General features: G+C 55.9%; 13 protein-coding genes. 5 read left to right on the top strand and 8 right to left on the bottom strand.

All coding sequences use genetic code 11. The features are described 5' to 3' along the window. Positions 1-606: 606 nt before the first annotated feature. Positions 607-4,440 (bottom strand): hypothetical protein, encoded by a 3,834-nt coding sequence (locus tag ABJ076_RS09050; RefSeq protein ID WP_348187328.1) that lies wholly within the window; start codon positions 4,438-4,440, stop codon positions 607-609. Between the two features lie 379 nt (positions 4,441-4,819). Between ABJ076_RS09050 and ABJ076_RS09045 the strand changes: the two genes are divergently transcribed. From ABJ076_RS09045 to ABJ076_RS09030, 4 genes are all read left to right on the top strand, one after another. Then, the gene (locus tag ABJ076_RS09045; RefSeq protein WP_348194761.1) at positions 4,820-9,196 is read left to right on the top strand and encodes a hypothetical protein; all 4,377 of its coding nucleotides are present in this window, start codon (positions 4,820-4,822) and stop codon (positions 9,194-9,196) included. Positions 9,197-9,355: 159 nt separating this feature from the next. Beyond that, positions 9,356-10,423 carry a PIN domain-containing protein gene (locus ABJ076_RS09040; RefSeq protein ID WP_348194759.1) on the top strand — a complete coding sequence of 356 codons (1,068 nt, stop codon included), beginning with the start codon at positions 9,356-9,358 and terminating at the stop codon, positions 10,421-10,423. 842 nt (positions 10,424-11,265) lie between these two features. Further along, positions 11,266-12,120 (top strand): hypothetical protein, encoded by an 855-nt coding sequence (locus ABJ076_RS09035; RefSeq protein WP_348194757.1) that lies wholly within the window; start codon positions 11,266-11,268, stop codon positions 12,118-12,120. Positions 12,121-12,211: 91 nt separating this feature from the next. Further along, complete coding sequence (locus tag ABJ076_RS09030; protein WP_348194755.1) at positions 12,212-13,030, top strand: DUF5677 domain-containing protein; 819 nt, start codon at positions 12,212-12,214, stop codon at positions 13,028-13,030. A gap of 864 nt (positions 13,031-13,894) precedes the next feature. On the opposite strand, the gene ABJ076_RS09025 is transcribed toward ABJ076_RS09030, so the two are convergent. From ABJ076_RS09025 to ABJ076_RS09010, 4 genes are all read right to left on the bottom strand, one after another. After that, positions 13,895-14,164, bottom strand: coding sequence for a helix-turn-helix transcriptional regulator (locus tag ABJ076_RS09025; protein WP_348194753.1), 270 nt, complete (start codon positions 14,162-14,164; stop codon positions 13,895-13,897). Beyond that, positions 14,161-14,487 (bottom strand): type II toxin-antitoxin system RelE/ParE family toxin, encoded by a 327-nt coding sequence (locus tag ABJ076_RS09020; protein ID WP_348194751.1) that lies wholly within the window; start codon positions 14,485-14,487, stop codon positions 14,161-14,163. The genes ABJ076_RS09025 and ABJ076_RS09020 overlap by 4 nt, the downstream gene beginning before the upstream one ends. A gap of 94 nt (positions 14,488-14,581) precedes the next feature. Next, the gene (locus ABJ076_RS09015; RefSeq protein ID WP_348194749.1) at positions 14,582-14,950 is read right to left on the bottom strand and encodes a DUF1419 domain-containing protein; all 369 of its coding nucleotides are present in this window, start codon (positions 14,948-14,950) and stop codon (positions 14,582-14,584) included. Positions 14,951-15,403: 453 nt separating this feature from the next. Beyond that, a complete protein-coding gene (locus tag ABJ076_RS09010) occupies positions 15,404-15,931 on the bottom strand; it encodes a hypothetical protein (protein WP_348194747.1) in 528 nt (175 codons plus the stop codon). Positions 15,932-16,245: 314 nt separating this feature from the next. Here ABJ076_RS09010 and ABJ076_RS09005 point away from each other — a divergent pair, with 314 nt between their 5' ends. Then, a complete protein-coding gene (locus ABJ076_RS09005; protein WP_348194746.1) occupies positions 16,246-17,145 on the top strand; it encodes a hypothetical protein in 900 nt (299 codons plus the stop codon). Positions 17,146-17,305: 160 nt separating this feature from the next. Here ABJ076_RS09005 and ABJ076_RS09000 read toward each other — a convergent pair whose 3' ends face one another. From ABJ076_RS09000 to ABJ076_RS08990, 3 genes are all read right to left on the bottom strand, one after another. Continuing rightward, positions 17,306-17,944, bottom strand: coding sequence for a hypothetical protein (locus ABJ076_RS09000; RefSeq protein WP_348194744.1), 639 nt, complete (start codon positions 17,942-17,944; stop codon positions 17,306-17,308). Positions 17,945-18,982: 1,038 nt separating this feature from the next. Continuing rightward, positions 18,983-19,210 carry a hypothetical protein gene (locus ABJ076_RS08995; protein WP_348194742.1) on the bottom strand — a complete coding sequence of 76 codons (228 nt, stop codon included), beginning with the start codon at positions 19,208-19,210 and terminating at the stop codon, positions 18,983-18,985. Between the two features lie 5 nt (positions 19,211-19,215). Continuing rightward, positions 19,216-19,510: zincin-like metallopeptidase domain-containing protein (locus ABJ076_RS08990; RefSeq protein WP_348194740.1), on the bottom strand; the 295-nt coding region annotated here is incomplete at its 5' end.

Here is a 19,510-nt window from a genome sequence, read left to right as displayed (position 1 = left end):
CGCCGAATGGGGTTGAGCCCATCCGCTGTGTTTGGTCTGAATTACAAATTCAGACTGAACAGAGGGGGTGGGGCGCAGCCCCGCCCACGGTCGGCCGAGGGTCTGTCAATGTGTGTGGAGACGGCCTGGTGCGGCCCGCAGAGGAGCGAGGACACGGGGCCGTTGGAACATGGCGCGCATAGCGCGGCGCCCGCTCATTGACTCACCCTCGGACTACTGTTGGGGCGGACAAAGACAAGAGAGTTCAGACCGGCTAGAGCGAAGCGGCGGCCGGCCTGCCAGTCTTTTCAACTGGATACGCGCAACGCGCGGATCTCAACATTTATAACTGGTTGAAGAATACGTGATTCAGGAGCGACCAGCCCCGACCCAAAGCGGTCGTTCGATGCCGCTGGGGCGCCCGACCCGAAGCTGACACTCGAGGTCTGTGAACCGTACCACCCACAGCTGTCACACTGCAGTGGGCTGAACCTGAGAGGACTACTGATGACACGGTGCCGCTCTAAGTGTGTCGTTGAACTCGTATCAGCGATTTCTCAAATAGGACTCATGGCGTGGAGAGTAGCACTGAAAAAATCTAGCTTGAGAAAGCTGGATGAAGAGATTCTAAATAAGAATCTGTGATGCCAGCAGGTTTGCCGCTGCGAAGGTTTGGGTGTCATCATCTTCGATGCCGTCGAAGTGTCGAAACACTACCGCGCAAATCGGTTCTGTGGGTGGATCGCCGCGACGAGCGTCTTCGAGTTCATGAGACACGCGATCAGAAAGCTGAAACATATAAGCAAGGATTTCCTGAGCATCGTCGTTGGAGCTGGGACCAATAAATTCGGCGAGGGCGCTCATCTGATCTGAAGTAGTATCCATTCCCTTACTCAAGACCGCCTCTTCGTCAGGATGAAGTGCATCCATATCGCGACAGGTAGCGATGGAGGAAACGGAGAGCATTGCATTCATGCACCGTTGATACCGATCTGTGAATGTATTGGGAGCGAGCTGATGGTCTAGGTAAGGTCCCCAGTCGGCTGCAAAGTCGGGCGAAGCCATGGGCATATCGCGAACCCGTAGCATTCCCATGGTCCCGATGACCTGATTGTTCATCAACGGAGCGATGCGGAAGACTAATCCATCAGGAAAGGTTTGATCGAGCGCCTCGAACACGGCCACCAGAGCAGTTAGGAACGCTTCAAAATTGCTTACCTTAAGCAGCACGCACAGTTGGGCGGGAGGCCAGAACACGCTATTGGGCTCCAGGTCGGGCTTGGTCTTGCATTCTGCGACTAGACCTTTGGCGGCCAGATCTGCCTCCAGTTTCCGCAATATACGATCGAACCGTTGCTCCGCTGTTCGACGGGCATATAGGGCCGTTAACCGACAACGATTACCAGTTCTAGCCTGTTTGGCATGGGTAACTAGCGCGTTAACTCGTTCTGAAGACGCGTCGGATGCCATCTCATGCAGAATGGCTGACACATAGGCGAGCTGGTCTCTCAACCCCTCCAAGGCTTGCCGAGGTGGAACCTCAACGGTGCGCCATATTGGAGCGTCGGTCAGCTTGGAAACTTGTTCTGACAGGTCACCCGCAAACATGGCTGAGCTGCGCTCGTTGCCACCTCCAGGCAGTTTCGCAATACGAGGAAGCAGGTTGCCCAAGATGCCGGAGATGGTGGACGCTGTTGGCTCGTCTTGTGCCCCGTCCGACAAGGGCGAGGTCATGTCCGAGAAACGTGTGTTGGGCGTCGTGTGGCTGAGTGACTGCGCCGATTCAATGATACTGTTGACCTCCTGCGCGAGCTCGTCTCGACCATGAATGGATTTTGCGGAGGACCAGCGCTCTGAAAACTTGTGAAACACGCGTTCGGTTCGATGGAACAGGTTGGCCACTGACGCCGCATAGTCCGTCAAGCGCTGGACGCTTGCGCGCGACAGGAGCAGTTGCCTGAAGGCGACGTTCCATGCGACCCGGATCGGTGAGGGCAGATTCTCCCGAGGGATGCACTTTTCAAATGAAGCCTCTTCGGTCATCGGATATCGCTCGCCAGTCGGTGTGACCACACGACATGCGGCTGCGTTTGATCGAGGCGACAGGGCAACGAGCGACTTGCAGATCGCTACGATCGTATCGTGCGGGTCCGTCTGGAAGTCTTCGCTCACGCGATACCATTGCGTGGACACGGTTCGACCGTGTTCCTCATGATCGACGATTTCCGGTCGATCGATCCAGGGCGTGCTCTTCGTGAAGTGGTCAAACAGTCGTTCTTCACCGCCCAGATGCTCTACCAACTGGGTCGCCAACGTGGGGGTGAGTGTACTGGCGGCAGAGAGAAGGGTCGTGAGTTGGTCGAGTTCTATCGTCTCGACTTCACCAAATTCCGGCTCCAGTTCGACCGAGATCGGCTCGCCCCTTCCAATCGGCGCAAGCGCAGCCAAAAACCTTGTCGCTTCCTCCATTGAAGAGCAGTGCGGGGTGACTGCGTCGGCAGGGAGGATGCTCAAGCAATCGGCCCGGTAGTCGGGCATCTCCAGATTGCGGAAGTCATCCACGGCACGTTGTAGGACGGCAACATGTTCAAATCCCTCCAAGTCTGGAACGGTTGTCGATGAATCAAAGTACATGGATGCGAGGAACCAAAGTGATCGCGGGACAGCGTGTCGCTCTAGCAGCGCCATGAACCGCTCTGCCTGACCGTCCAGCGTTCCCAGGCCGAGGCCTGTGAGAACCGCGGTCCAAAACTCTATCGAAGGTGACTGCCCAAGCGCCTGTGCCAGACGCTCAAGCGCTTCGTCCAGATCGACTTCCGGATGCGCGATGACCTGACGGATGATGCCCGGCATGCTCTCCGGTGTGGTTGCCGGGAGGGCGGTCCAGAGCGACTCTGTACGCGAGAAGACGACCCCGTCATGTGACGCGTCTGCCAACGCATGGGAGCGGACGGTATGAAGCCCGCCAAGGACGCCTTCACGGCTCTCTCGCACAAGATGCTCGTTTAGCAATCTGCGCAGGGCAGTTGCGGTCGCTTCCTGAGACAATCCGAGAGATTCAGCAAGCGTGGCGGCGACTATTTCACCGTCCCAAGCGCTGATGAGGGCGGTGCAGCGGAGGATTGCAAGCTCGGCGTCTCGGTTCTCCCGCTGGCGTGTGTGTATCTGCTGCCGAATGACTTCCACCAAATGTTCACCCTGGGTCAGGATGTGCATATATTCGAGTAACAGTCCGCCGGACTGCTCAAAGGGCTCGCGCCAATGGGACCAGTCACTTTGGTTCCGATCCCGCAGCTTTCTCCAAAACTCCTCGGCAAGCTGCTCGTCCAGCCGTGGCTCGAACTTTGCGCTTTCCGACCTTGTCTCTATCAGATCAAAGTCTTCCTGGCGGATCGTGCCAAGAAGATAGGCATCGGAGACGTTGCGAATTTCATGGACGAGGTTGTCCCAAACCAGGCTGTTGGCGCCGGTGATATCGTCGAGGATCAGTCCTACCGGGCGAAGCTCGCTCGGCCGCCGCGCTCTTACGAACGCCAGAATACTATCGATACTGAGCGATGTGCTGCGTGAGGACACCTGGACCCACAATATGTTACTTGCGGATTCCGAAGCGATGAGCCAGGCCAACGCTGACTTGCCACAGCCGGACGGTCCATGGATCAGAAGGCTTCGCCTTTTTTGCAGGTTATCGGTCGCCGCCGCACTGTCCAGTTGGCGTGCCAGGATGAGACCAGCGCCAATATGGCCCGGCACGGACTTCACGCCCAGATAGAAGCTTTGATCATTCACCGACGTTGCAAAATCGATTGTGCGAAGCGCCCCGGATGAGATTGCAGACTCGATCGCTGTGGAATCGCTCGCTTTCAGACGCTTTTGAACGCGGTGCTCGGTATCGGTGACGGTCAGACGACGACGATCAGCGTAAGATCGTGACGCATTGTCCGAAGCGTATTGAGCAATCGTTCGATAGAGATCGCATACGATGTTCTCCGCGATGATCTCATAGATGTTGAGATGCTGGCTTACGATCGAGACCGCTTGGTCAAATGGGTATGAGACAACGGTGACTCGCTGAGGTTCGTCACCGATCAACTTGTCCAAAGACGTAAGATGCACGTCAGCGTTAGCGGCTTCCAATATCAGCCCAGTCTGGAACGTCTCTGCACCTTTGGTTTCGTGGGCTCTGTTACCTACTGTTTGCAACAGGCGGGAGATCTCGGCTTGGGAGAACGCCCCTTTCGCGCGCGATTTGACCTGAAGCCAAAGTTCGCGGTCTGCGAATTCGATGGTGCAATCGTCCAAGCCTTCAGGAACGATGGTGCCGTGATGTGAGGCATCTGCCCACAGGCGAACGGCAAAGAGGGTTACTACTAAATGCTGATAGTCGAAGCCTCGCGCGGCCCATCCTCCGGCTCGCGAGTCTGCCCAATGCTGTTCTCGAGTTTTTCTTTTGCGGGCCATACGTGTACGCCATGAATAGTTATTCAATGTTGATAGAATGAATAAACTAGGTGTGGCGTGATGTGTACGGGAATCCCCTTAGGAACTGTCTTGTGGGGGGCGACGACGTGCAATGTCAGGAACTGTAAGAACTCGACCAAAGTCGGGATCGCTCCTAACCTGACTTTGCCTTTGCAGTTCGGTGGTGCCGTGCAGCTTCCCCGAAGCAGCAGTGGAGGTCTGGCATGGCATTTGCCGAACTGCGCGCTCGTAATGTGAGATCATGTTGAGGCAACTCGGCATCTATCTATACTCCTGATGCCAGCTGAAATCGGCGACATGTATGTCGGCGGGCGATTTTCAAAACGTGTTCAAAAGACCCAAGCCGAGCAGACCGTCGATGGCCAAAAATAACAACAGGGATGAGTTTTCGCCCGTAACCAAACGGGCCATTGAGCGGCAAGCGCGCGGCCATTGCTCCAATCCGGCATGCCGCCGTTTGACGCACGCCGCCACATCCGATGGTGCGGGTGAAATCAATATCGGCCAAGCCTCGCACATCTGCGCTGCCGCGCCTGGCGGTCCCCGCTACGACGCGCAGATGACGCCTGAAGAGCGCGCGTCCGCCGACAACGGCATCTGGCTCTGCGACGTGCACGGGCGTGCCGTCGACGCCAAGGATTCGAAATTCACAGTCGAGGAATTGCGCAGGTGGAAGAGACAGACGAACGAGGATTCATGGCGCAGCGTAATGCACAACGTGCCGTTCGGGCCCGGCATGCAAGCCCCCACGCCGGACGACCTGGGCCGCCGACTGCGAGCAGCGGCCTCGGCCGACCTGGTCGTGTTCCGTCGAACATCCAAATGGCCGGGCACAAACGTGGCGCTCACGCTGACGTTAAAGGTGAAGCACGTGGACGAGGCGCTGAGCACGCGCGCGCTTGCCAAGGCCGTGACCACGCTGGATGACCTTATCCTAGTCGCCGCACCCGGGATGGGAAAGACGACAACCCTCTTTCAGGTCGCCGACGGCGTGCTGGAGATCGGCAATGGCACGCCGCTTATAGTACCGCTGGGCGATTGGGCCACCGAAGGCGATGCTCTGCTTGTATCCATCCTGAAACGCCCCGCATTCAACGGAATTTCAGAGCAGGATTTCCACACCGTCGCGGCGAAGCCTGGCGTCGTGCTCCTTCTTGACGGCTGGAACGAACTGGATGCTGCCGCACGCGAACGCGCGCGCGTGCAAATTACGGCCCTCAAGACTGAATTGCCGGAACTCGGTCTTGTCATTTCCACGCGCAGGCAGGCCCTCGACATTCCGTTCGGCGGGACGCGCGTCGATTTGCTACCACTTGACGACAATCAGCAAATGGAGATTGCGCGGGCCATGCGCGGCGAGGCTGGTGCACAGCTCGTCGATCAGGCCTGGCGGACAGCGGGCGTCCGCGAACTCGTCACCATCCCTCTCTATCTTACGGCACTTCTTTCGCTGCCGGAGGGCGCGCCTTTTCCGACCACAAAGGAAGAAGTGCTACGGCGCTTCGTTGCCGCGCACGAGCAGGAAGCCCGCCGTGCGGCGGCGCTTCATGCCGTGGCCCTCGGCTTCCACCAGGACTATATGGATAATCTCGCCGTTTTCGCCACGACAACGGCCAACACAGCGATCACAGACAGAAACGCGCGCAAATCGGTTGCCGAGACCTTGCGGATCCTCATAGCCGATGGGCAGATGACCATCCCCATACAGCCCCATACGCTGCTCGACACTCTCGTCAGCAATCACGTTCTGACGCGCTCCGGTGACACGCCGGGCTATTCGTTCCAACACCAGCAATTTCAGGAATGGTACGCCTCACACTATGTAGAACGACTGATGCTACAGGCTGTCAGCGATCCGACAGCACGCGATAAACTGAAGGTCGACGTGCTCGATCAGCGCCCGTGGGAAGAGGGAGTCCTTTTCGCTGTCGAACGGACCTCACGCGGCGACGCCACACATAAGGCCGCATGCAGCGCCACCATCCGCGCAGCTTTTGAAGTCGATCCTGTCTTCGCGGGCGAGATGATCTTCCGCGCCACTGACGAGGTATGGGCACCGATCGGCACCGAAATGCGGAGTCTCGTTGAACAGTGGCACGCGCCAGGCAAGGTGGATCGCGCGGTGCGTTTCATGATCGCGTCCGGCAGGCCGGAGTTCGCCGATCTTCTTTGGCCGCTTATTTCGCACGCAAACACCCAAGTACACCTGTCCGCCCTCCGGGCGGCGAAGCGATTTCGCTCATCCGTGCTTGGGAACGACGCGCCGGCGCGCATCGCAGCGCTGCCACCGGAAATCCGCAAGAACGTACTGCATGAAATCGCATCGCATGGTGGAATCGACGGCCTCGACATTGCGACCGCAATCGCGAAAACTGACAGCGATCCGGACGTGAAGGCGACAGTGGTCGATGCGCTCTCATTTCGACGGGCGGATAGGCACGTCGCCGACTTGCTCGCTGACGCGGGCGACGCGACCTACGACATCCTCGCCGAAGAGGGTCACCTCGACGACATTGCAGTCGATGCCGTCCAGCAGGAACTCCGGCGATCGCGCGAACGGAGCAAGGTTGCTGGCATTTCGCACTTTCAGCGTCTGCGCACGCTCGTTCACGCGCCGGTCGGAGATGACCACGATACCGACGTTACTGAGATTGTTGCCGAAATGGAGATCGACCGGAAACGCGATGGCGAAATACAGTTGTTGTATGAAGCGCGAAAGCGATATCCGGAGGCTCTCGCTAACGGGCTACTGCACCGCGTGCGCGAACACCGCGAACTCTTCTACGGCGCGGACGATATTCTTGCGGCCGCCGGGTTTGCCCTTGAGGACGACGCGCTGCTTGGGATCGCCCTCGAAGAAACAAGCCGCCGCGACGACCACGCCGAGGCCGCCGCTTCAGTGCTGGGACCAAACGCTGTTGGCCGGCTGATCGACGCGTATCTTGCCGCTGGGAAAGCCGTGCGCGACGCCAGCGGGAAGTACAACGAGGCGGCGTGTGATCGCTATCACGATCTGCGCGCCCGTATCGGCCACACACCGGGCGCAAGTTTAGTGGCCGCCGTTCAGGCGCGGGCGGTAGACGCTGACAATGAGGAAATCGCCCAACTGGCTGAGCTATTTTCCCGTGAGACCTACGGCGACGAAGAGAGGGCGCGACCCTTCAATGAGGAAGGCTTGGCCTCGATCGGAGTGCTGGCGCGCGAATGGGCAGAGCGCATGCTCGCCGCTGGGGACGAGAAGCGCTGGCGATTGGCTACCATTGCAACGATGATGAGCCACGCACCGTCCGTCTCACATCTTCCATCCTTGAAGAGATTGCTTGATGACAACTTACGCCGCTATCGGGTTTTCCGCGAAAAAGCGACTGCGAGCGGCTGGAACGACCGCGATGCTGTAAACGAAGCGCAGCATTCGCACATGCACGAGTACCAACGTGCGTTCTTCGCGATCAATGCGCAGGAGACCGCTGCGCTGATGCGTGAATACCTGAAGGATGAGCATTTTGGAGAGCTGGCCGCGCGTGTGCTGGCCGTCCAGTGGTTCGAGGCGAATGAGCCCAAGGACGACAATAATTTCCGGAGCGGCGAAGATTTCTCGCGCGTGGCAGAGCGCCGCGAGGCCCGCGCCGCCGATCCCGCCGCGACAACAGCCGAGGCGGAGGCGATCTTCGGCGCAATCGACACTCTGATTGTCGATGGTTCGACGGATGCGCAAGTGAAGCTGGGGGTTGCGCTCGGTATTATCGGAACACGGCTCCCGCACGGCCGGCGCGACGTGACGATCCAGAAGCTCATTTCTCTCGCGCCGAGGCAGGCGCGCGCAGCCTTGTTGTTGTCGTTGATCCTGTCTGGCGAGAATGTCGACATCAAGCTCGTGGCCGACGGCATAGCCGAGCCTTTTGAGGCGGCCAAGAAAGAGACTTGGATTCTGACTCAGAGCGACGCGTATCAGCTACGCGATTGGTTGCGCCTTTTGCCATTCGCCACGCCTGTCACCGATCTGCCCGCCATCGTGCGCGACATGCCGGACGCGCAGCGCCATCCCCGAATGCTAGAAGAGATGGTCTGCGGGCTCGGCGGTTCGTCCTCTGACCACGCAGAAGCTGTGATCTTCGCGCTCGCCGAACAAGACCCGCGGCTTTATGAAAACCACCAGTGGCGTGCGACTGCGTTGCGCCTCGGCACCGTATCCGCCGCGCGCCGCCTTGTTGACTTGACCGTCAGCGGCGCGTTCAACGGCCAGTCATACGACGGGTGGCATTGGCAACGCGAACTGGGTGGCTTGATTTCGGAGTTCCCAGAGGTCCGCGCCTATGTCTACGACCTCCTGAAGGATGGGCCGACAACGAAGCAGCTTGCTTTGCTCGCCTGCGCGGTCGCCGAAGCTGCCGACACGGATGGCATCCTGATGCTGATCGATTTTGAGAAGAAAACCGGTCGTTCGTTCATGACGAGGCAGTCGATCGAAAGCGCTGTCACGGAGCACGTCCCGACAGAAAACTGGGAAGGCGCTTACAATATCGTGCCTGTCCCCGCAGTCGAGCTACGCCGGAAGCTACTGGCGATGACGGGCAGAGGCGGCAAGGATGACCCCGCCACCCGCTGTCTCAACCTCATAGACGAGCTTCGGGACGATTACGGTCCTCCAGAATCGGAACCACGCCATCCCGACCTTGCGTCGGGACGCCCTTGGCCAATCTTGACACCCGCCCCGGACGGAGTGGACCTGAGCTGATCAGTGGCGACCGTTCAAGCGAACGACCGCTCCCCACCCGGGGTGGTCATCTCTAAATTGGTGGCTCCTCCCAGAAACGCATATGAACGAGCTACGTGGTGCCGCATAGTAGCGTCCACGTTTAATAGGGACGGTGTTCAGTCGACACGGAGGGTATTGATGCCCCACTATGGCGTATTCATCGATCCGTCAGAGTACCGCCACAACAACCTTAACTTCAACGGCGGACGCCTCCGGGCATTTGCCGATGTGGCACAAAAGGATTGGCTTACCTATTTACAAACGGACATTTCCGTCCAGGAAACGAAGAAGCGGATCAAGGAAGATATCCACACGGCCAGCCGCGTCTTTGCACGATCTGACGCGTCCGTTATCAAATCTGTCGACGACCCACGGCTCGATGTTTTTCGTACCCCCCCAGACATTGACGAACTCGTAGGAACACTCACGACGCAGTTCGAAGACCATTTACACTACGGCCAGTGCGAAGTGCTATCGGTCGCGAATATCGATCCATCGACGGTGTTCGACGACTATTTCGCCCAGGTGCCCCCCTTTGATGTCGTGGCGGATCAGAAGAGAAAGAAAAAACACGAATTCCCCGATGCCTTCACACTCAAGAGGCTGGTCATGTGGGCGGAGGCCCACGACACATTGGTCTATGTAGTTGCCAATGATCCAGATCTCGAGCGTGTATGCGCCGTCCAGGATCCGCTTCTTTTCTTCCAGAAGATTGAGGCCTTGCTCGATCACCTACATCGCGCCGACGCGCTTGTTCAGCAATTGCATCAACGACCGCAAACACTCGTCCAGAAGCTCACACAGTTTATCCAGGATGATTTTGCCGACAGGGCCTTTGTGCCCTTGTACAACGACCACGGGGAGGTGGAGAACGTAGAGGTCGAGCAGGTTTCGATCGGCGACGTATACGCCCTCGAGGTCGGTGACGGTGTTGTAAAGGCCGAAGCCGAGGCGGAGGTCACGTTTGCTGCCGACGTTTCCTACGAAGATCTGGACACGGGATTCTACGATAAGGAGGCCGGCCGCCACTACATGACTGAGTTTGTGAGTCTCGAGGTTCAAGATACGGTGACCGTGAACGTCCTGTTCGACTTCTCGGTCTCGGGAGATGACGGTGACGAGCCCATCGTCTCTAGTCCTTCGATCATTGAAGATACGATCTCAGTTGAAGAGGAAGACCGCGGCGACTACGGCATGTACAAGTAGGTTAGACTGTTCGTGTGTGAAACGGGGGGTCGCTTAGGAGGTGTCAGCCTGCCAAGCATTGGGATCGACGGCACAGATTCCGGGGACAGTCACCGGTTTCAGCGAAGCACACTTACTACGATAGATATACCGTCGCTAACCAACGACGACCGCTCCTGGCATACATCAGACAAGGTCACCGAAAATCGGAACGTCCGCTTCCCACCCTTTAGAGCCGGATGGCTTATTCGGCCGGCTGCCACCCATCAGAGCCTGATGGCCTATTCGGCGGACAGCACCCAAAGCGGACACACGCGCAGCCTCCGCATCGAGACGGAGCTCACTGAAACGTGGACGAGTTTACTGGGCTCAGGTCATCGGCTCTACACGTTGTGTGATGCACAGCGATCATGTGTGGGGGAGAGGAGCCGGTTACAAACGTGATCCCGTCAACCGGTGATTTGACGGTCTTGCCGTCAAGATTGACGCCGGGATGGGCGAGAAGGCGATATTGAGAACCCGATAGTCTTAGAACTGCTGTTGCAAGGCGCTCAAATGCGCCCTGATCGGTCATAGCCGCTAACTTGCGTCTTATTTCTCCGTCACTCATGACATTTAAATTCTTTGATCGTTTTTAAGTTGCATTTCTAAGTCTATTTGGTTTCCTTGTTTCACTTTAGAGTTTTTGCTGCGCTCGGACGGGCGACCCGGGCTCTCGTGAGCCTAATCCCGTATCCGAGTTTCAGCCATCCGGCTTCGATCCCTCGCGCTTGACGCTAGTACATCAGTTAATGCACAGAAAAATGCCTTTAAAATGAGAGTTTAGCTTGAAGCGATAGGATTGCGGAGCTACCGAGGTTCATATGAGACTTACAGTTGGCAGTCGAAATATTGCGGATACAAGAATACAGGGTGTGACCTTGCGTCCGCTTGTTGGCTGCTTTGAACTGATTTTCGGGATCTATGTCACCATCCATGCCGATGAGAGTGCCTTGCGGGAAGCATCGATTACAGGTGCGCGAGTCACCCTAACGCCTAGTTCAGGTCGAACGGAATCACTTGGGTTTGCACGCCCGGAAGGTCCCTTTGAGATTGCCTGCAAAGCCAGCGTGTCAACGATGACGCCGGGACTCCACCTAATTCTCCAGCCAACTCAAATCGCCGCAATCGAAGCTCTGCGCGGCACGGGTGATTTGACATTTGAGTTGCTGGCAGTGGGGACGGGCATTGATGAGCAGGGCCGCCACCCTGTCCAGGATGATTGGCGTGTCACTGTGCCACGCTCTGATTGGATCAATGAATTGCGCCGCGCAGGAGCACGAAATGTGCTGCTCTTGGAGGTGCCTCTTCCGGTTGGTGACATGCCCGAGGGTTGGAAAGATATTGCCGAAGGATTGCAACGTGCCGAGGATCAATACCGAAACAGCGACTATCACAGTTGTATCGGTTCTTGCCGAACCGTCATTCAAGAGCTGGGCTACTATCGCTATCAAAGTGAAGAGTGGGCTGGTGAGCCTTTAGGGCGTATAGCTTCCGACCGCAAGGGGATGACCAAAGGCGAACGCGAGGCGGCCCTTTGGGCAGTCCTTCGACACTACACGCATCAAGCACATCACGGACCCAGCGAAGGTGGAGTGCCTGACTACTCCCGTGCAGAGGCTCATTTTATTCTCACTCTGACGGCAGCTGCCGTCGCTCACGCACAAACGGTTTCATGAAATGAACGATGAGGCTCGCCAAGTCCTATTGCAGCAATTCTGCGAGCCACACCGACTTGACCCGTCGCGACTGTCGCCAGGATTAGGAGACATGGTCGCTGCTACGACAGTCCCATACTTGCTCATGGTCGAGTGTCTGGATCACCTAGAGCAATCCGACCCCACCAATGGACTAGTTCTCAAATTGGTTGATCGCGCCTATCAGTCAATCGTCGGCGTATTTGTTCTCATCGCGCTTGGCCATGTCCGCGAAGCTGAGATTCTTGCTCGGTCTGTTTACGAAAGCGCGGCAACCACGGCCTATATCATTCAGGAGCAACCGCCTACGCGCATATCGCAGTTCTTCCTTTCCTATATCAACGGGGAGCGCGAGCAGAACCGAAAGTGGGGCAATGATCTGTCCTCTATACAGGACGAATCCCGTGAAGATCACGAAAGCCGTATTGCCGGAAAGAATGAGGCAATGGACCGTTATGAGCAGTTTGTTCGTGGCTACATGGAACATTGTGATGTCCCGATAGAGAAAACCTCGCGCTGGCCGCCACTTATCGAACGACTCGAAGCTATGGGGCGGCGCGTGGAGTACAGGACAGTCTATGCGGCTATGTGTTCCCAATCTCATCACGACGCCGAGGACGTACTGAACTTCTTCATCGCCAACAGTCTTGTCGGTGCAGACCATATTGCCGAGAGAATAGAACGCGAAGCTGATACGTTCAGCATTTTCATGGTGCTATTTGGACTTCATTGGTTTGTGGAGACCATTCAAGCGGCAGGAACAATGTTCGGTTTTCCAACGGTGACAAAGGAGGCCCAGGAATCCCTCGCCCGTATTCTCGAAGAGCTTGAGTTTGTGGCCCCGCATTTGGACAAAGGGGGGTTCCCTGAGGCCTGGGTAGTGCCTGATTGATCGGTTAGTCCATCGAAAGGGGACGACAAGGCATCGAGCGGTTAAGCAAAATAACCGAAAGTTAGGACAAGTCTAAAAATACCTGCCCCGAAGCGCCGAAAGCGGAAGCCGCGAGACGAGCCGTTCCACTATGTGATCCGTGTGACCGATTGGGATAGCTATTACGGCTTTCTGGTTAGCGATCCGAAGAGCCGCTTCGATCCCGAAGCGTGCAGTGGTGTTGCGCGATAGGGATCGTTACCCGCATGGGCGGAGCCCCGCTTGCGGGGCTCCGTGGAGCGACCGAAGGACGCGGAATAGAGCCCGGACCCAACGGGGATCGCCAAACAAGTCCGGATAAGATCGAATTTTACAACGTCATAATGCATTGAAAATATTATTAGTTTTTATAATAATTTCCCATAAGATACATTACGCGACATTTATTTTACGCCCCCCCTTACCTTACCGCCAACAGATCCTATTTCACATAGTGCGCGCCGCAGCGATCGCTATAAGACGACTTGAGGCGTGGACATGGTTCTGCAAGCAGGTTGAGCAGATCCGGCATCGCTGTTGATCCGGGATACTTCCGAAGAAGGGAATCCCGTCGCATGCGGCCGCATCGCCCGCACTTGGAGCAAACGATCTCGATCCAATCGTTTGCGTCGGCGAGCTTTATAGATCCGGAGATAAACACTTTCGGCTGCTGCCTCCAACGGTTCAAGAGTCTGACCGAGACGGATGTACAAGGGCGGTTGTCCGCAATCACTTCCTATTGCGGATTGCGCGGCCCTCCGGCCGCGACGAGCGAAGCGAGAACCGCCCGGACGCCGGTCGAAGTTGGGGGAGATCGGTTAAACCCAACTGCGACGTGTCCTTGATCTAAACGACCTTCAATTGATGCCCCGTTGCCTTCACATAGCGCGTGACCATCTCCATCCCAGGCATGCGACTACCACTCTCCATGCGGGACACAACGGATTGCTTTGTACCCATCCGCGCAGCAAGTTGCTCTTGTGTTAATCCCGCCTTTTTCCTTGCGAGGACGAGCTGCGTGATGATTTCATAGACTGGTCCAAGCCTGTCATACTCGGCCTTGAGTTCAGAGTCTTCCACGAGTTTTTGATCACGCCAGTCTTTGAATTTAATCATGATTTCAGCTCCTTTGCTCTTGCCTCTGCGATATCTATTGCCGATTTTGGCGTCTTCTGTGTCTTTTTTACAAAGGCATGCAACGCAACAACGCGGCGCCCTGATGCAGTCACATATAGAATACGTGCAATTCCATCTTTACCGGTGAACCTAAATTCCCAGATTTTCCCGCGAACGTTCTTGACTAAATTCCGCCCAAGATCGTTTAGCCCGGCAGTTTCTATAAGATCGAAAGTCCGCAAGATTTTAGCTTGGATATCTTTAGGCAACCCATCTATCTCAGCCGCAACGCGGGCATCCAGTAGTTCAACCGACCAGCTCATTGCCGCCCCCCAACATTTGCATAATATACCGGATTGGCTATATTTTGACAAACAAAAACCCCACAACCACAACGTTCTTTTTACCTTTCTTACGCTAAACGTATTCTGCCGCCTTGATGCGGAAGGCCGAGAGGTTTTCGCTGTGCTCGCGCATTCGCAGATACCGACAAAAGAAGCTCCCGGACTGCTGGAAGAAAACGGCGGTTATGTCGTCCGTCAGCATCTCGCTAATGCAAAATGAGCTGTCACGCCACGCGAGCGGCGGCAACAGATTCATAAACTCGTGATAGATTGATTCGTTAATCTCCCACATATCGCCATGCTGACCGGAGAAATCCGCATCAAGGATCGATCCAGTCTTTTCACGGGCGGCTCTGTTCAAGTTTTCATAATGCTGTTCACGGCTTTCGCGGGCGGACGGCAGAACGTTGATTTTCATGGTGCTCTCGATGGTCCCAGTCATGTCTATGCCCCTCTTCTTTGGTGCTGGGTTGCTGTTCACAACTGCAATCCTGCATCTCCGGCGAGGAGCGAGAGAGGGGTGAAAGGCCGGCGTGCCGGGAGGGGAATCACCCACCCTCTTGGGCGCCGCATAGCGGCGGGTTGGCAGGGCGTAGCCCGAAACCTGGGGATACCCGGCAGGACGCGAGGGGACCGAGTTTAGCCTTTGTGGGGAGAGAGTAGCGCTCTCTTCACGCCGAGAGCGGAAGCGGGAGAAAGGCACTTGCCGATAAGGATCGTTACCCGAATGGGCGGAGACACGCTTGCTCGGCTCCGTGGAGCGACCGACGGAAGCGGAGTAGAGCCCGGATCGCCCTACCCTCCCCGGCATCTTTAGGCTGCCCTGAAAACACGAGGAGCGTCCCCATTCAACAACTCCCCTGCAGGTAAGAACGAGAGCACTGTGCCGGCGACATCAAGTCCGACGGAGCCGCGTCCGCGTCTCATACTCTTTTGCGATAGTTTTGAGGTCGGCGTTCGGCAATTCTCTGAGTAGTTTGTTGCGCTGTTCAAGCTCTTGCCGGATCTCGGGGGCGTGGCTCCAGACGATCTCGATAGAGTGCGGTTGGTTTGGAAAATTGGGCCACTCGTGAATGGTCGTCTGCGCTGAATGCCGGTATCCGTACCAAGACAATGGAACGTGAGGCCCTGGCAAGGTGATCCCTGCCGCAACATCAACACAGTCCTGCAGGGCGACTTCAAGCGCGATGCCGCAAATCCAGAAACTGAGTGCCTGGCCGGTTGAGAAGCTATGTAATCCGCCTCGGCTCATCACTCGGCCGGACAGGTCAATGTGTTCAAGGCCGTGGCGGTGTGGCCGAAAGCCCCATGCGTGGGGATCATCGACATAGATACGGCCATCTTCGACCATCGCAAGGTAGTCGGCAGCCGGGTAAATGCGGTATGCGAGGCAGGCCGCGAGTTTGCCGGTGAGCTGATCCACACCGCGCCGTTGGGCGCGGAGTAATCCGGATCGAAATGCGGCGATACAAACCGATTATCTGCGACGAGCGCCTGTTTCCAGGCGCGCATATTGTTGGAAAACAAGACAGCGAAGCCCATCCGGGCGAGCCGGTCGGCTGTATTGGATTCGACGTTGACGATAGATCCGGCCCCCATGCGTTAACCATAACAGATGGGGGATGAATGGTCTGCAATCGCGAGCGAATGCAGATGACCTAGCCGGACCTACAGATAATCGATAGCGATATTATGCTACCGTTGAATCATCCTAAAACTACCGTTCCCGGAGTGCAGTTGTCAGAAATCGATTTAGGTGTAGCGCAGACGGAGATCGTCGCCGGAGTGCAAACGTCAGCATTCTGGTTAGGTGTTACACAGACGGCGATCGGCTCGTTCTTAGGCTTTGTGCTGGGTATCGCAGCCTTTTTCTATCAACAACATAGACAGTCCAAAGCTAAAGCCAAGGCCGACAGGCGGGCTGCACTGGACGCGTTGAATCGTCTTAACTCGGCCGCTTCCGCAAATATCGAGGCATTGTTGAATTTGAAAAAGGAAATAATTGTCTATCTAGCCGGGGACGTTGAAAAAGCACAGAAAATAACAAAAGAAGTTTTTGAAACGCCTCTCGCTTATCGCGCCTTCGCAAGGCAAAAGATGAAAAACCAGACTTTGGCGTTTCGGCACTTCTACATAAGCGCGGCACAAATATACATTATGCACCCCCCGGATGTTGGCGAGTATTCGTTGTTCAGCAACGAAATGCCGGCGCTTTCGCTATTTGCACACCGAGCGATAGGCGCGATGCAAGAGTTTAATGACGTTATCGCGCATAGGAACACCCTGATAGGAGACCAAGCCAGAGAAGATGGGATCGGAGACGGCATAACCGGCGAACGTCTATGGTACTTCACCAAAATGCTGGCGGACGATGGCGATGCGCTCCACATCCAGGCTGATATTGCTATGGCGTTTTGGTTGTTGGTGGCTGAACAGGTTAGAGCCTACAGGACCCACAGGGCCAAGTGCGAGCAAGCCGTCGATTTCAGAGTAGTAGAATGGGGCGAAGAATTTTTGCCCCATAAGAATTTGCTTCCATCGTACCGAGAGCAATTGGTGACCTTCGAAGAGTGCCCCCACAACTTTCTTTCATTGAAAGCCAAAATAAGGCGCTTTGTGCCCTATTTTTCCAGTTAGAGCCGCGCCGCGACCGCGTGAGCGGGCGCATGAAAACAATGCGGCCGGGCCAATGGCCCGGCTTATAAAATGGAAAAGAACGCAGCCTGGCTAGAACGAAGCGGAGGCCGGGCTGGCCGATTTTAAAGTGGATCGGCGCGTGGCGCGGATCTCTGTATTTCTATGGCCGCAGCATCTGAAAATTGATCAGGGCGAGAATACCAAGCATGAGAAGAACCCACCCAGCCTGATGAAACCAATCGCCGAGAAAACTGATCATACCAGAGGCAAGGCGAACGCCCTCGGAATCAATGAAAGCCTCTAGGCCTGCAATCCGCATGTGCATCATCGACGAGTCTACAGCGGTCGGCCGTGCTTCAATATCGCGCCTAAGACCTCGCAGCTCCTTTTTCCAGGCTTTGATCTCCTGAGTATCCCTTTTCGCAAACCAAAGAATGAGGGGCGAAATGATCAGGATAGGGAACCATAAAATTCCTATGCCAGCCGCAGAAACCCATTCAACCGGAGGCCATTCCTCCAGGATAACTAGCGTTTCTTTGTTTCTCAGAAGACTTCGTGCAGTGGTCGCGGCGATAAGGAGATAGAAAAGAACCAGATTGGGCGAAACATCTAAATCAAAGCTGAAGAGAATCAGCACATGCGCGATGATCACGGCGATAGGCTCACCTATCAAGAACACCAAGGTGTTATCGTAAAACGCGATCAGTGCCTGGATCGTCGGCGCCACCCCGAAACTGTCGTAGTTCACAAGAAAACGGAAGATCGCAAAAGCGTTGAAGGCTGAGCCTGCCTTCTCCAACCACCAGTTTCCGTCTTCTAGATAACTGAACACTACGCGAACCAACACCTTCGAGCGCGGAAACCACCATCACGCTACGATCGTAGCGCGACAAACCTCTATGCTCGAGCACATTTAACACCGGATCAGATATGACAATCTGGCATTATTTTGCTTGTGTCAGATGAGGTGGCGTGGGTAAATCGCTCTTGCTGATGGGCTTGTTAAGCCTTCCAAGACGATTAAGGTCCCCGCACACGAGAGGTTCCATCTCTCCGGCGGGGGCCTTTCCGTTTCAAAACGCTTTCCGTTCCAGACTATCGTCTATGGCATCACATGAAGTGTTGGATTGCCATTTGGATCAATTCCAGAACCAGCGCCAAGATTTCGGCTGCTTTGAGCAGCCAAACTGCTGATGCTATTGCTTAAGCCCTACCTTTCTCGATTGGCGAGATTTGACCGAAATTTCGTCCGGACTTGGCACCGACGGTAAAAACGCACAGCATGCCAATCGCATGAATAAAACATCTTATATGCAAAACCGCCCGTCTATGGGTAGCCCTAATGCCATTGTTTTTATTGATTAATCAGTAAACCCGGAACGTTACCTCGCATAACAGCACTGGATTGATTCATGCGCCGCTTTATCTGTGAGGCGGTTTGTTTTGCGGGCTCGTAGAGACCGTAAAACGCGCGGTCGGACCAGGGGGACGGCCGCGACGAGCGGAGCGAGAACCGCCCTGGCGGGCGCGTCGGGTAGTCGCTTGAAAGCCCGCAACTGTGTAACAAAAGTTTCACACTAAAATAGCCCAAAACGACCATATCGACCTACCCCGCTAGATAAATAGATATGCGGATATTGAGTAACGACGCCACCATCTCCGTCATCATTGCCCTAGTGCGTCAGAGGGCGAACACTATGATTTCATTAGTCTATTTGTTAATGGCATTGTGCTACCTCTATCTTGCGATCCATTACGGACCGTTCTGATAGTTGACAAGAAAGACGGGCAAGAGCCCGTCTTTCTTTTATGGAGTTAGTGGCTTCGCTGTCGCGGGTCATGTGTCTTTCTTCCCCGGCCCAGTGTCGTTTTCAAAGCTGATAAACATCAGCCTGTGCCAATGGTAGACCTCGCGCCGGGGCATTCCTTCTTGGCGGTGCATGTAATGCAACAGGTCATAGAGCATCCGAACAGAAGTGCGGTCCTCCGGAGCGTTGGCGACACTTCTGTAGGCTTCGAACGCTGCATCCATCCGCTCGATCTGAGTTTGATCAGGTTTGAACATATCTCTCACTCCGCCGCGATCAGCAAAGCCGGATCGGCCTGCAAGCCGTCGAGATAATCGACGGCGCGTTGCGCATGGGAGGCAGCACGGAAGATTGCCTGCTTGTCGTTCTTCAGCACCTTCAGCCAGCTTTGAATATAGGCGGCGTGGTTGTCCAGATGATCCGGACGAAGCCCCAGCGTGACACCGAGGAATGCAGAGCCGATCTCTGCAACAAGCTCCTCAATGGCGTAAGCCTCATCGCCCCATTTTTTGCGGCCGAAGTCACGGTCAATCCGTCCCGGTCCTTTCGTCCAGTGG

The sequence above is a fragment of the Nisaea sp. genome, from assembly GCF_039990255.1.
In the GTDB taxonomy this organism is placed as follows: domain Bacteria; phylum Pseudomonadota; class Alphaproteobacteria; order Thalassobaculales; family Thalassobaculaceae; genus Nisaea.
The sequence above is the reverse complement of the archived record's forward strand: the minus strand, read 5'-3'. Positions and strand labels throughout refer to the sequence as shown.

Coding starts and splice junctions, on each gene's coding strand:
- ABJ076_RS09025 (WP_348194753.1), bottom strand. CDS start 14,164: ATGATTAAATTCAAAGACTGGCGTGATCAAAAACTCGTGGAAGACTCT.
- ABJ076_RS09020 (WP_348194751.1), bottom strand. CDS start 14,487: ATGAGCTGGTCGGTTGAACTACTGGATGCCCGCGTTGCGGCTGAGATA.
- ABJ076_RS09015 (WP_348194749.1), bottom strand. CDS start 14,950: ATGACTGGGACCATCGAGAGCACCATGAAAATCAACGTTCTGCCGTCC.
- ABJ076_RS08995 (WP_348194742.1), bottom strand. CDS start 19,210: ATGTTCAAACCTGATCAAACTCAGATCGAGCGGATGGATGCAGCGTTC.
- ABJ076_RS09030 (WP_348194755.1), top strand. CDS start 12,212: ATGGTCGCTGCTACGACAGTCCCATACTTGCTCATGGTCGAGTGTCTG.
- ABJ076_RS09050 (WP_348187328.1), bottom strand. CDS start 4,440: ATGGCCCGCAAAAGAAAAACTCGAGAACAGCATTGGGCAGACTCGCGA.
- ABJ076_RS09040 (WP_348194759.1), top strand. CDS start 9,356: ATGCCCCACTATGGCGTATTCATCGATCCGTCAGAGTACCGCCACAAC.
- ABJ076_RS09045 (WP_348194761.1), top strand. CDS start 4,820: ATGGCCAAAAATAACAACAGGGATGAGTTTTCGCCCGTAACCAAACGG.
- ABJ076_RS09035 (WP_348194757.1), top strand. CDS start 11,266: ATGAGACTTACAGTTGGCAGTCGAAATATTGCGGATACAAGAATACAG.